Origin of the sequence: Mucilaginibacter gotjawali, assembly GCF_002355435.1 — a bacterium.
Taxonomy (GTDB): Bacteria; Bacteroidota; Bacteroidia; order Sphingobacteriales; family Sphingobacteriaceae; genus Mucilaginibacter; species Mucilaginibacter gotjawali.
This window is the reverse complement of sequence record NZ_AP017313.1, coordinates 2,526,290-2,540,438: the sequence shown is the minus strand read 5'-3', so window position 1 is coordinate 2,540,438 and position 14,149 is coordinate 2,526,290. Positions and strand designations below refer to the sequence as shown.

Sequence of the window (14,149 nt, the reverse complement as noted above, 5' to 3'; positions counted from 1 at the left end):
TTACTTATGTTTTGGGTTGATGCCTATGGTATTAATTAAAGTGCCGATGCCGTCGATGCTGATCTCTACTACATCGCCTTCCTGCAGGGTAAAATCAGCGGAAGGCACCAGGCAGGTGCCGGTCATCAGGAAACAGCCGTTCGGAAAATCCATCTCCCTGAATAAATAGCCGGTAAGTTCAGTAAATGAACGTTTGATCTGTGATACTTTGGTCAAATCTTCATATACCTCTACGTTTCCCCTTTTAATCAGCATATTTATCCTGGTTTCGCCGCTGACAGGTTTTGAAGTGACATACAAACATGGCCCCAAACCCGCGCTTTTTTCGTATATTTTTGCCTGCGGCAGATAAAGCGCGTTCTCGCCCTCAATACTTCTCGAACTCATATCATTTCCACAGGTATAGCCCTGTATGTTGCCATGGGAGTTGATGAATAACGTCAACTCGGGTTCAGGGACATTCCAAGCCGAATCTTTACGAATATAAACTACTTGCTTATGCCCTGAAACGCGTGAAGCCATCGCCTTAAAAAACAATTCCGGCCGTTCAGCGTCATATACCCTGTCGTACAAACTGGCCGCGCCGGAGCTTTGGGATTCCTCCATACGCGCATCACGGCTTTTTAAATAGGTTACCCCTGCCGCCCAAACTTCCTGGTTGCCGATCGGTGGAAAAAGTGCATCTTCCATCAGCCATTGCGCCTGGTCATCAGCTGCAGCCGGCTGGCCGGTTTGAATTTTATTCAATAAATAGCTTTCAAGGCCATCCCTGTTGATCAGGGCATCCCAGGGTTCATCTATCAGGTAAAATTTCGACTCATAAGCCAGCAGGGCGCCGCTTTGGGTATGGTATAATTGCATACAATAGTAAAAAACAGTAAGTAATAATTGGCTCTTCGTTTTGACGTTGCGCCATAAAACCAAGATTTCAGCTGCAATTTACTTTTTCTGTTTATTATAATCCTATTACAACAAAATATTTACCCCGCACCTAAATAAAAAGAGGCTGTGTCAAAAGTCTTTCAATGTAAAATGTCACCAAATTATATTTTGAACAGTTAGGTCTTTGTGACCATAGTGTTTTTTCTTAGTGCCCTTCGTGGTAAAAAACAAACCACAGGACACGAAGAATTCCCAAAGGACACGAGGTCCGAATATTATTTTGTTTGCTTTTCATTTCATAGACTTTTGAGACAGCCGCTTTAACTGAAAAAATCTATTCACTAATTTCTTTCCTTGGGGTCGGCGATGCTGTAGGCATTGCGGTTTGCTTTTACCAGTAGCTTTATGGTGATGGGGTATTTATCAGAAAACCGGAACAAGGCGTTCAACACAGCCACCGGTGCCGACGTATTGACCACCGGTGTTGTGCTGTTAATATCAACTCCGGTACGGTGCCCGTCATTACCTGCTGTTGTATACGAATTGGGCACATATTGTATGTAGTTGCTACCCTTAACCAGCCATGGCGAAATAAAAATATGATCGTACCATGATTTTGCACCATCGCCTGTGCCACAGCTATTCGGGAAGGTGGCTAATGCCCTGGTGGTAGTGGTTAGGTATGGCGCAAACAAACTGGTATTGCTTTCCCACGCTGCCGGGTAGGCAATGGCCTTATCGGGATAAAACGGCGGATCGCTCATTTGGGTGGTTGAATCAGCGGCACTTATCACCGATTGATAACCCGCTTCGTAACTGTTATGGGTATTAAAATCGCCCATATTCACCAGGTTAGGCAAATATGCAAATTTCGATCGCAGGGTTTGCATTTCGGTCCTTACCTGTACATCACGCGATGTGCTGGAAGAACCCGATTGCGTATGGTTAACCACAACATAAATAAACGTGGTGTCGTGTGTGATGCTGATATTGGGATCGTTGTAATAGAGCTTATAAAGATCAAAATCGGTTATGTTGGCTTCCAGTGTTTCGGTTTTTACAAAGGTCAGTTTTTGCTTATTGTAAAACAGCGCATTCATATTGGTGGCACGCGCGGTGTTGGTTGGCGTTACGTAAGCATACTTGCCCGGTGAAACCAAATTAAGGACATTATTTACGATGCCCTCCGCCAGGTTGAAGGGGGCGCCGGGTGTAGGGTCAAATGCCGCCATCTTTTCAAAACTGAACAGGTCCGGCTGTGTGTAACCAATAATTGTTTGCAAATACTTATTTAAGGTGTCTATGCTGCCCTGGCAACCATCGCCGTATTTTAGCACATTATACGCCATCACCTTAAGGGTATCAGCTTTATCGATGGTATTTGGCAGCGGACCGGGAATAACCACCGGTGTAACCGGTGAACTGTCCCCGGCATTTTTTGGTGTTTTGGTACATGATGCAATTGTTATTGCAACTGAAAAAATAAATATAGTGGGGATGAATTTCATAAAAGTAGCGTGAAAGATGATGAAACGTTTAAATAAAAAACCCCTTTTTGCGGCCCGGAGTATTGCCACAAAAAGGGGTTTTAATATTTACCGGTTATTAGTGCTGGTTACCGGTACCGTCAGACTGGTAGCAGCCTGCGTCTTTACCCGGGCCGGTTATACCGCTGGAGCCGAAAATAGGATCCACAGGGATAGTACCGTAAACAGTTTGGGTGATTGGCGAAAACCCGGTGTAACCGATGCCAATAGCAGGTGATCCTGATTTCAGGTGAAAATCGAAACCGTCAACAGAGGCCTGTGTAGCAAAATTCGCGTTTGGAAGCGGGTAATTAGCAAACATCGGGTTGTTTTTACCTACTAACGATGTGCCATCATACGCAAAACCAAAGGTGTACGTAGCACCTAAGAAAGTAGCCATATTAGGTATGCCGTTGTTGGTTGGGTGAGTTACCACTGCTTGCGCAATATTTGTTGGTATGATCTGGTCTGCTGTTGCTACGTTATCAACATAATAAAAGTTGTAACCATAAGCAGTTTTTTTGATCGGGCCATCGCTGTGGCTCAGCGTATCAGCCAGGTATACTTTGGCTGTAACATTGTTACCACCAGCGATACGAACACCAAAATTACAATCAACAATAAGGTTGTTATAGGCTAAAGCCCTCGAGTTATTTTCAACTTCTATTGAGCCGCTGCGTGCGCCATAGGTACCTGTGTTCCTGAAACCGCCGTTTACATAAGTATTGTTGAACATGGCAATTTCGGTTTGCTGTGCCTGGGTACCAGGGTCATTAGCAGACTTTGTACCGTTGGTAGCACCACCAATGATCAGGTTATAAGCCATGTTACCTTGGGTACCACCTTTAGCGTTAAAGCCGTCGCCACCTGTACCACCGCATTTTTCAAGAGTGTTTCTCATGATATTCACAGTACCGCCGTAGAACCTGATCGCATCATCAGGGCTGCCATAAATCCACGAATCTTCCATGATAAAGCTGCCATGCGGGTTTTGCCAGTAAACGATGTACTGATCGCCGGTTGAGGGGCCGGTAAACGGAGGCGCCAATAAACCAGCACCACCAAAATCAAGGTGAGTCCATTTTATTACTAACAGGGGGCAGGTAACATCGCAATAGATACCACCCCAGCCACCAACATACGCAGGGTCTGTTGCAGCTGAAGAAGCGCCTGTAGTTTTGTTTTTAGTTGGATCGGTAATTGTGATAGGCGAAGTTTTTGTACCGATGCTCAATAAAATACCTTTTACTATAAAGTTTGCGCCATTTGATATTTTGATATTAACACCCTGCTGAATCAGCAGTGTATCGCCGGCATTAACCGTAACATCGCCGGAAATAGTATAAGTAGTGTTAGCGATCATTGTTCCTTTAATTGAACCAGATAGCGGAGCTGATGAGCTCACTGCTTTACCTACCTGGTACAGTGGTTTCGATACAACCACCTTATCCTTCTTGCTGCACGATGCCAAAGCAACCAGCATAAGCAAGTAAAATCCGATTTTTAAATTTTTCATAATAAATTGTTTTAGTGGGGTTTTTAAAATTGTTTTTAATTGTTGGTATGTTATTTAATAATTTGTTAGAATTTGAACCTGAAGCCTATGAGAAACCGGGCGTAGTATTTATCATTTTCGATTGTAGCATAATTTGGGCTTTCCTGGAATGGCAGTTTGCTGTTGCCGCTGTACGCCTGGTTAGGCTGTTTTACAAACAGCTCATAAGGTGTATTTAACAGGTTATTTACTTTTACATAAATGATATAGTGCTGGTTAAATTCCTTCTGTGCCGAAAAATCAAGGTTAACGGTAGGGCGCTCCCAGTTATCAAGGTTTTTGTATAATGACAAGAGGTCAATTCGCTCGCCGGTGTATACCATCGCCAACTGTGCATCAAACCCGTTTTTAGTGTTTTTATACAGCAACGACACATTTGCAACGTTTGCCGCCTGCCCCTGCAAGGGCCTTGGCTGATTAACATTGATACTGTGATAACTATTGTCGACAGGGTCGGTGTACTGGAATATTTTGGTTGAATTGACCAGCGAGTGGGTATAAGTATAATTTCCGGCTATACCGATGCTGCCAAAAAACTTGCGGAAAACAGCTTCGAAACCATAATTATGCGCGGTGCCAAAGTTTGCCGGCGATAAGGTATAGCCTGCAGCAAAACCTGTGGTAACCACCGCATATTCAATAGGATCAACAATTGTTTTAAAGAACCCGCCTACCATAAACTGGTCAAGCCCGTTTGGAAATAGCTCGTACCTGAAATCGTAATTATCAATTTTTGAGTGTTGGATATTCGGATTACCGGTAGTCGGAAAGTTGTCCTGCCCAAAACCGGTGTTATCTACATAAGGCACCAAATCTGAAAATGCCGGGCGCAGGATCGATTTAAAATACGAGGCTCTTAGGTTAGCCTTTTTTGACAATGCATATTTCAAATTAATGCTCGGCAAAATATCCATATAAGTAATCGTAGCAGATTTTCCCGCAATGGTTTCCGGCAGAGAGGAGACGAAAGACTGGTAGGTATTTTCAACTCTTACGCCAAACAAAGCGTCAAAGCGGTCGCCAATAAAATATTTCGCTTCGCCATAACCTGATTGTACATTTTCAGTAAACGTGTATACGCCGCCGTTACTTGCTGCATTACCCAGCGCATCTGTTGCAGGCTGAAACTGAAATTTAGCGTCGGGGATGGAAGTGTACAACTCGTAGGTTGAGTTGGCATCCGGAACATAGTTTAAGTTATAAACGTTATCAAAATTATCCCTTGTTTTATGCCTTACCATTCCGCCAATACTCACCAGGGTTTTATTGCCGGCTATAGCAGTTTTATAGTGTAAATTAAGGTAAGCCGATAGGTCTTTATCTGTATTGTGTTCCCATTGCCTGTTTTCAGGTCTTACCTGCAGCGGGCCGTAGGTTACCGATGTAGCCGTACCTGTGCTGTTGGGGTTAATAGATTGCAGGGTGTTAAAAGCTGCCATATCGGGCAATTCCTGGCTGGCAACAGAATAGGCCAGCGTCCAATCGGTTGTTAAAGCACCAACAATTTTATTGTTACCCTGTAACATGGTACTGTATATGCCTTGCAGGTCAGTTCGGGTTTGTGTTTCAAACTGTTGTTCGAACCCGCCAATATAACCCTGGTATGAATAGTCGCCCAAAAGCAGGTCTTTGGTAAAACGTACCCTGTCTTCATTTAACTGCAAATAAGTTCCAAACAGGCTGATGGAATTATCGGCATTGAATTTATAATCAATGGTTGTTATCAGGCCTAGCCTATTGGTTAATGACGAATACTGCCGCGTAAGATAGTCCGGAAAAACCTGGATCATCTGTGCATCAGGTCCCTTGGCGGGCGTTAATGTTGCGTTTTCAACCAGGCGCGCGGTGTTGTTGCCTGCGTAGGTATTTTGATAGGTACCGGAGAAGATGACCCCGAGTTTATTATTTAAAAACCTGTCGCCGACAGTCAAGCTAAAGTTGCTGTTGACAGGCGTTTTTTTGGATGATGTCAACAAATTCTGGTATGGAAAATCTGAGATAGATGCAGGCTGCCCGATGCCAATGATCTCGGCCGGTGATTTCGCATTAACCGTTGCGCGGCTATAGCTTTCAAACGGCCGGGCAGAGAAGATCTGACTGTAACCGGCACCTGCATTACCCTCGATCCGCAAACCATCGGGAGCCGTTTTCATTATCAAATTTACTACGCCGCCAGAGGCATCACCCTCCATATCCGGAGTTAGTGATTTATAAACTTCTATTCGTTCAACAAGGTCGGCAGGAAATATGTCCAGCGGTACATAACGCTCTTTATTGTCCGGGCTGGGAATCTTTATGCCGTTGATGAGTGTAGTGCTGTACCTGGGGTCCATACCCCTGATGATCACATACTGGCCATCACCCGTATTTCCCCGCTGAACTGAAACGCCCGATACCCGGGCCATCACGTTGGCGACCGTAATGTCCGGCGAAATGGCTATTGAGTTTGCCGAAACAATATTCACCAGGTTATCTGCGCGCTGTTCGGCCCTTTTTGCATATTGGTCCGATTCTTTGTTACTTTTTGCGGTTATCGTCACCGCATTTAAACTGGAAGTATTGGGCAAAAGGTAAAAATTGACTTTCAGGTTTTCTTCTGCCTTGATGCTGATCGTCGTGTCAATTGAAATATACCCGATATAGGATACATGAAATGAGTATACGCCCGGATCAAGATCATTGATCGAATATTTGCCGTTTAATTTTGAAAAGGTTCTGTGTGTGCCGGGCTTTACAATGATGGTTGCACCCACCAATTGCTCGTTAACATTTTTATCAAAAACATAGCCTGAAACGGATGATGCAAAGGACTCAGAAAAGAATAAAAAGGAAATTAAAATAGTAAAAATAATCTTCATCAAATCGTAATTTCCCCAAAGAAACCTAATGAAATCTGAAGAAATTCTGAATTTTGGCGCTACCGGAGTTTCTTAAACGAATGATAATAATTGCTTAACATTCTTCGTAAAAAAGGTCATCCAGGGTAATATCAAGAAACGATTTCTTAACTAAAATGAAATGATATGATGATGATAGTTATTTGGACATGAAATAAATTTTATTTAAAATTCACGCCCATAAATCCCTGAGCACATTATTTAATCATTGGTAACAAGCCTGTTACAAAAAAAGCAACACTCCATACCGCGTGCCGGGCATTTCCCTGCCTGGCTAAAGTGCACCTATTACTTGCTGTGTTTTCTGATTTTTATGATGATGAGCTTTGATGTTGGCGTATTACTTCCTTCAGCCACGCTGTCAATGGGTACCAGCACGTTAGTTTCGGGGTAATAGGTAGCGGTATTTCTTCCGCGGATATCATAAGGCACCACGATAAATAACCGCGCGGCACGCGTGATGCCTCCATGGTAATTAAACAAGTCTACTTTATCACCGGGATTAAGGCCGGCATTGTGTATATCGTTCTCATTCATAAAGATAACCCGCCGCTCGTTGTGGATACCACGGTACCTGTCGTCCAGCCCATAAATGGTGGTATTAAACTGGTCGTGGCTGCGGATGCTGGTCATTATGTATTCATCATTTGCCAGTTGATGCACAGGTAAATTTGTGATGGAGAATATGGCTTTCCCGTCGTTTTTACTTGTTTCAAACTTTCCTTCGCGGGGCGCATTAGGTAAATAAAAGCCGCCGGGCTTTACCACCTTACTATTATAATCCTCAAAGCCGGGTATCACCTTTTCGATGGCATTACGCACTTCGTGATAGCTATTGGCATATTTATCCCAATCAACCACAGCTCTGCTGCCCAAGGTGGCTTTTGCCAATTTGCAAACAATTTGTGTTTCGTTTAAAAGATCGCTGGATATGGGTTCCAATATCCCTTTTGACATCTGCACTACCCCCATCGAGTTTTCGCAGCTGATAAATTGCGCTTCACCATTCACCATATCCTTATCACTGCGGGATAAGGTGGGCAAAATGAGTGCCTCCTCACCATGAACAAAATGGCTGCGGTTTAATTTGGTTGACACCTGAACCGTTAACTTCATTTTCCGCAGAGCTTCGGCCGTGTAAGTAGTATCCGGAGTAGCCGATAAAAAATTACCGCCCATTGCAAAAAACACCTTCAGTTTGCCCTCGTGCATGGCCTTAATGGATTCCACAACATCAAGTCCATTTTGCCGGGGTGGTTCAAAACCAAAAACCTCCTTAATTTTATCCAGTTGTTTCTTGTTTGGTTTATCGTATATCAGCATCGTACGGTTGCCCTGCACATTGCTATGCCCGCGTACCGGGCATAACCCCGCCCCCGGTTTGCCGATACTGCCTTTAAGCAATACAAGGTTAACCATCTCTTTGATGGTATCTACCCCGTTTATATGCTGCGTGATGCCCATGGCCCAGCAGATAATAATGCGGCTTTTATTTTTGAGCATTTCTGCTGCTTCCTTAACCTGTGGTAACGGAATTCCGGCTTGTTCGGCAAGCTCTTCAGTATCATAGTTTTTCAGGTGTTCAATAAACGCGTCGTAACCAGAGGTGGTATTTTTGATAAAGGCTTGATCGAATACTTTACCCGGCTCTTCCAGTTCCATTTCATACAGCAATTTCTCAATCGCTTTTACCAGTGCCATGTCGCCGTTGATTTTTACCTGCAGGTACAAATCTGCCAGTGTAGTACCGAAACCCAAAAAGCCTTTTACCGTTTGCGGATTTTTAAATTCAATTAACCCCGCTTCGCGCAGCGGGTTAATGGCGATGATCTTTGCCCCGTTCTTTTTCGCCTTTTCCAGCGCGGTAAGCATCCTGGGGTGATTGGTACCTGGGTTTTGCCCCATGATGATGATCACATCCGTATCGTAAAAATCATTGAGTGTTACGGTACCTTTTCCAATACCGATAACTTCATTTAATGCCGTGCCGGATGATTCGTGGCACATGTTGGAGCAATCGGGCAGGTTATTGGTACCGTACTCCCGCACAAACAGCTGGTATATAAACGAAGCCTCGTTACTGGTGCGGCCTGAAGTATAAAAAGCTGCCTCATCAGGTGTTTCCAGTGTATTTAAATGCGCCGCTATTTTCTTAAAAGCATCCTCCCAGCTAATCGCCTGGTAATGCGTACCACCCTTCGGTAAATATACCGGCTGGGCTATCCTGCCTTTTTTGCCGATCTCGTAGTCATTTAATTTAGCCAGGTCAGCAACAGAATTTGCAGCGAAAAATTCCGCAGTCAATTTTTTGGTAGTAGCTTCTTCAGCCAGGGCTTTTGCGCCGTTCTCACAATACTCCGCAATAGGGCTGCGGTCGTCATCCGGATCGGGCCAGGCACAGCTGGAGCAATCAAAGCCGCCTTTTTTATTCATGTGGAACAAGGCCGTCAACCCGCGGATCACCCCATCTTCTTTCAACACATCTTTCCCGGCTTCATAAACAGCCGGAATGCCGGCCGCCCAGGTTTTGGGTTCAGTAACTTTTAGTTTTAATAACTCTTCCGGGTTTTCTGCCGCGGTAAGTTCAATCGCTTTGCTCATAAATAAATGAGAGTATATAACAATTAATAATCAAAAACCTCTTCAACGCTCCCTATGGCCAGGGAAATCACTTTTAAAGAGGAGGCTCCTATGGAGCCGTAAAAACGATTCCAAATTTCTATCAACAGGCCGCTCCTCCGGAGCTCATAATAACGTACCTATCAGACTCCGGAGGAGTCCCGTGTTTATAGAAAAATAAAATTGAAAATTATGGCTCCATGGGAGCCTCCTCCCGGTTGCTTTATTTTAAAAGCGATTTCCCTGTTTCTACGGCAAGCCGTAAAGAGGTTAAAGATATAATCAGTCTCCTTCTTCATAAAAATTCTTTGCTAAGGGATTGGGATAATTATCGCTCTGATCTTCCGAAACACTATCCAGGCAGGTAAAGTCCTTTTCAACCAATAAATACAATTCGCCGTTGCGGTTTTCGAAACCTACTTTGTCAGTATCCGCCAATTCGCCGACCATGCGCTCAGGCATATAAAGGATAATGGTACTGTTCTGAAAAGATGACGTTAATTCATTGCCGCTTCCCAGTTTTATTGCGTAGCACAGCAGGGCTCCTCCAAAATTCACTTTTTCTTCAAGCCTGCCCGTAACTGCCAGTTGTTTTACATCCGACCGGGTAAGCCTGAACCTGACCGAATTGCCATTAATACGTATTTTCATTTGCGGGTAGTAAAACGCGGTGGGCCGCGGTATAAATATTAAAACGCTGGTTTCGTAAAAAACCTGCAAGCGTAATGTTAAATTCTTCAGCCAGTTCAACGGCCAGGCTGGAGGGTGCGCCAACCGCAGCAATAATTGCTATCCCCGCCATAGCCGCCTTTTGCACCAGCTCAAAACTTGCCCTGCCGCTTAAAAGTAAAATATGTTTATCCAGCGGCAGCCAGTTTTGATTAATGGCAGCGCCGATCAGCTTATCCAATGCATTGTGCCTGCCCACGTCCTCGCGTAACAGCATTAACTCACCCTGCAAATTAAACAAACCCGAGGCGTGGATCCCGCCGGTGCTGGCAAAGGCATCCTGGTAGTACCGTAAAACATCAGGCAGGCGAAAAAGCATTTCTGCCTCAATGGTATTTGGGATGCCCTTTTTATTTACAAAACCACTAACGGTTCTGATGGCATCAATTGACCCTTTGCCACAAACGCCGCAACTGGAGCTGGTATAAAAATTACGTTCGGAGTTATTGAGGTTGGGAATGACACCTTCGTTCAATTTCACAACCACTACATTCTCTTTGTTTTCGGCGCATGAAATAAAGGAATGCTCGATATTCAAAACAGCATCTCCGGACGAAATAATCCCTTCGGTAAACAGGAAACCGGCAGCAAGTTCGGCATCGTTGCCCGGCGTACGCATGGTGACGGAGACGTTTTTAACAGTCCTGTTTTCCGCCTCGCCGTATTCCAGCCTGATTTCCAGGGGCTCTTCAATAGCCAGTGCGTCCGAAGTATCGGCGACAGCGCCTCCGCTAACTTTTGTAATATTAAACCGCTTGATAGACTTGGTGGTCATATTCAAATATAATTGAAATTTGGTTAAAAGTTCATCGGGTCGCATAGTTGATGAAGTTTAATCCGCTCCAACTCAACTTGCCCAACCCAACCAGTTTAATTAACCATTTAACCCATAATGTTGTTTTAAATTAGCTGTAATTAACATTTTTGCCCTAATTTTGCAGTATCATGAAGATTAAAGTACTGGCGTTTGGCATTGCGAAGGATATTTTTGGAGGGTCTTCTGTCTCACTCGAACTGGCAAACGATTCAACCGTTTATAATTTACAATACCTGCTTGAGCAGCAATACCCAAAGCTGCAGCAATTAAAGTCCTACATGCTGGCCGTTAATAATGAATACGCCCTGCCCGGCGACACCATACACGAACGCGACGAGATTGCGGTGATACCGCCGGTGAGCGGGGGATGAAACCCTCCCGTAGTTTGTGTCCCCACAAACTACTTGCATAGCCTTTTAAGGCAGTTTGTACCCGCGCCTTCTGATAGCACGCGGCTCCCTTGAAGCTAGCTGTAGGTGACGACACATACAGCGGGGCTTAAGAGTAGCGGGTTCTTTTTTCCAGCTTTTTTCCTTTTGTTTGAATGATTTGATTAATGCACTTTGTAGTACATGGTAAAGTTGGTTAAAAGTTTACATGATAAAGTGTTTATGGATATAATCGGCATATATTTTTGATTTTTAATTTAATATGATTTAATTAAAAAATTATACTTTGTTGTGAGGCTCATAACTTCCAGTTTAATTTTCAATAAACATCATGCGCGCCTTGTACTAAAACTTTATATTTGGCCAGTAGTCATTAAAAAACATTTTCATTGTCCACCCAAATCCAAATATCCCCCACCCCACTAAACATCCAGTCATGTATCGACTGGATAATGTCGCCGGAGAGCGGCGGGATAGATGTGTTTATTGGTACCGTACGAAATGCCACCAAAGGCAAGCGGGTGATCCGGCTGGAGTTTGAAGCTTATGAACCTATGGCTATCGCCGAAATGGAAAAGATCATTAAACAGGCCGCGGCGCAATGGCCCATACAGAAAGCCCTTATCCACCACCGCACCGGAGTGCTTGAAGTTGGCGAAGTACCGGTCATTATTGCCGTATCTGCCGCACACCGCGCCGCAGCCTTTGATGCCTGCCGCTATATCATCGATACCCTTAAGCAAACCGTCCCGATCTGGAAAAAAGAGATTTTTGAAGACGGCGAAGTTTGGGTAGCCGCGCATCCGTAGTTAGAGATTGGTTAATTGGAGATTAGAGATTGGGAAGACCGGTACAAGCCACCACCTTCCTGCCATGACATATGAACCATGAACGTCTACATAGCTTAGGTATTTTTTACGAAACATCAGGCACAGCTTCTTTCGGACTTCCGGACTTTACGGACTTCCGGACTTATCTGTAACTTTTTCCGTTCTCAGCCATCTTATGTTTATATTTAAATCGCCAAAACCTGAATATAAACCGACATGAGCCAAGGTCTGCCATTTAAAAAATCATTAACACAGGTCGCGTTGCTTTGCTGCGGCTTTTCGGGCATTTTATTTATATTGATTTATACCGTATTTGGATTTTTAACCCAGGGCTTCGATGCGCTCCGCAATACCATCAGCAGCCTGGAGCTGGTAAAAAACGGATGGTTTCAACAGGTTAATTTTTTGCTGTATGGTGTCTTGGTCGTGCTGTTTACCATCGGGCTCTCAAAAGAACTCATTAAAAGCGCCAATGCGCGGTACATCGTTTTATTTCAATTGCTTATGGGCACCGGTTTAATTGGCCTGGCGATATTTATACATGAACCACTTCATCAAATTTGCAATATCATGGTATTTATTTCGGTACTGGCCGTTTTGTTTCTGTTTGCATGGCAGTTTTACAAAACCAATAGCTGGAAGGGATGGATCGTTTATTCGCTGGTAGCCGCGTGTATGACGATGGCGCTGAAGGCGCTGTTCATGCTGGCCGTTACCTATCACCATTGGCCCGGCCTGTTTGAGCGATTTATATTTTTGCCGTATAATTTATGGCTGTTCGTATTGAGCACAAAATTGATGGGCGGCCGCCGGTTGGCTGCGGCTGTTTGATTAGTCCCATTGTTCTATCCAGGCCTTTAGCCCGCCATCCAGCGAAAAAACACGGGCGCCAGGGTATTTTTTCATAATGTCTTTTACCGCCTCCCCGCTCCTTTTCCCGGTACCGCAATAAAACACGGTATTCACCGTCTCATCCCCCCCATCTATATAACCATCTAATTCGTCCAGCGGAATATGTTCTCCGCCAATATCAAACTCGTCACGCTCCCGTTCAGTGCGTACATCCACCAACCTGACTGATTTTGCGGCGATCTGACTTTTTAGTTCATCAACCGATACTGTCGGAATAAAAATAGTTTCTTTCAACCTGTTTATAGCGGTATGGGTAACTTCCCCTATTTTAATGATGCGGCTCTGCATAGTTTGCGCGTCAAATATCAATACTTTACCGGCAAGCAGTTCGCCTGTTTCGGTGATATATTTGATCACCTCGTTTGCCTGCATACAACCGATAATACCGGCGAGCGTTGGTATTACCCCTCCCTCGGCACAATTGGGTATTTGGGTTGAATCCACTTCGGGGAAAAGGTCGCGGTAATTAGGGCTCCGGGTACCTTTCTGGTTTTTTATATTCCAAACGGCAACCTGCCCTTCAAACTGGTAAATAGCACCGTACACAACGGGCTTACCGGCCAAAACGCCTGCGTCATTCAATAAATAACGCGTGTCAAAATTATCGGTACCGTCAACAATAACGTCATATTGGCTCACCAGTTCCATCACATTTTGCGATGTCACCCGCATATCATGTGCAATTACAGTAATTCCCGGGTTTTGGGCCTGCAAACGTTCGCATGCTAAAGGCGCTTTCTTTTTGCCGGCATCAGCCGGCGCGAACAAGATTTGCCGGTGCAGGTTACTTACTGAAACCACGTCAAAATCAGCAATCCCTAAAGTGCCGATACCCGATGCGGCGAGGTACTGCGCCGCAGGGCAGCCCAATCCACCGGCGCCAACTACCAGCACCCTTGCATGCTGTAAACGTAGCTGTGTAGCTTCAGAAAAGCCCGGCAGGGCTATCTGGCAACTGTAACGTAAAAATTCTAATTCCATAACGCACTCAAT

Annotated in this window: 11 protein-coding genes; 3 read left to right on the top strand and 8 right to left on the bottom strand. The window is 44.5% G+C overall.

All coding sequences use genetic code 11. The annotated features are described in order from the left end of the window. The 7 genes from MgSA37_RS11365 to fdhD all read right to left on the bottom strand — a co-directional run bounded on the left by MgSA37_RS11365 (window position 1) and on the right by fdhD (window position 11,028). Window positions 1-861, bottom strand: a complete 861-nt coding sequence (locus tag MgSA37_RS11365) for a fumarylacetoacetate hydrolase family protein (protein WP_096352014.1) — start codon at window positions 859-861, stop codon at window positions 1-3. A gap of 362 nt (window positions 862-1,223) precedes the next feature. After that, window positions 1,224-2,390 carry a hypothetical protein gene (locus MgSA37_RS11360; RefSeq protein WP_096352013.1) on the bottom strand — a complete coding sequence of 389 codons (1,167 nt, stop codon included), beginning with the start codon at window positions 2,388-2,390 and terminating at the stop codon, window positions 1,224-1,226. Between the two features lie 97 nt (window positions 2,391-2,487). Continuing rightward, entirely contained in the window at window positions 2,488-3,924 is a 1,437-nt protein-coding gene (locus MgSA37_RS11355; protein ID WP_096352011.1) for a hypothetical protein, read from the bottom strand. Window positions 3,925-3,989: 65 nt separating this feature from the next. After that, a complete protein-coding gene (locus tag MgSA37_RS11350; protein ID WP_096352010.1) occupies window positions 3,990-6,821 on the bottom strand; it encodes a TonB-dependent receptor in 2,832 nt (943 codons plus the stop codon). A 327-nt stretch (window positions 6,822-7,148) separates the two neighbouring features. Next, on the bottom strand, window positions 7,149-9,461 hold the full coding sequence (locus tag MgSA37_RS11345) for an FdhF/YdeP family oxidoreductase (RefSeq protein WP_096352008.1): 2,313 nt from the start codon (window positions 9,459-9,461) through the stop codon (window positions 7,149-7,151). 300 nt (window positions 9,462-9,761) lie between these two features. Next, on the bottom strand, window positions 9,762-10,130 hold the full coding sequence (locus MgSA37_RS11340; protein WP_096352007.1) for a DUF7009 family protein: 369 nt from the start codon (window positions 10,128-10,130) through the stop codon (window positions 9,762-9,764). Continuing rightward, entirely contained in the window at window positions 10,114-11,028 is a 915-nt protein-coding gene (gene fdhD, locus MgSA37_RS11335; protein WP_232010844.1) for a formate dehydrogenase accessory sulfurtransferase FdhD, read from the bottom strand. Before fdhD ends, MgSA37_RS11340 begins: the two co-directional genes overlap by 17 nt. 125 nt (window positions 11,029-11,153) lie before the next feature. On the opposite strand from fdhD, the gene MgSA37_RS11330 reads away from it, so the two are divergent. The 3 genes from MgSA37_RS11330 (at window position 11,154) to MgSA37_RS11320 (ending at window position 13,075) form a co-directional block, all read left to right on the top strand. Beyond that, window positions 11,154-11,396, top strand: a complete 243-nt coding sequence (locus tag MgSA37_RS11330) for a MoaD/ThiS family protein (RefSeq protein WP_096352004.1) — start codon at window positions 11,154-11,156, stop codon at window positions 11,394-11,396. Between the two features lie 407 nt (window positions 11,397-11,803). Next, window positions 11,804-12,223 carry a molybdenum cofactor biosynthesis protein MoaE gene (locus MgSA37_RS11325; RefSeq protein ID WP_096352002.1) on the top strand — a complete coding sequence of 140 codons (420 nt, stop codon included), beginning with the start codon at window positions 11,804-11,806 and terminating at the stop codon, window positions 12,221-12,223. 237 nt (window positions 12,224-12,460) lie between these two features. Beyond that, window positions 12,461-13,075: a DUF998 domain-containing protein gene (locus MgSA37_RS11320; protein ID WP_096352001.1), complete on the top strand. Its 615-nt coding sequence runs from the start codon at window positions 12,461-12,463 to the stop codon at window positions 13,073-13,075. Here MgSA37_RS11320 and MgSA37_RS11315 read toward each other — a convergent pair whose 3' ends face one another. Continuing rightward, window positions 13,076-14,137 (bottom strand): HesA/MoeB/ThiF family protein, encoded by a 1,062-nt coding sequence (locus MgSA37_RS11315; protein WP_096351999.1) that lies wholly within the window; start codon window positions 14,135-14,137, stop codon window positions 13,076-13,078. Window positions 14,138-14,149: the final 12 nt, after the last annotated feature.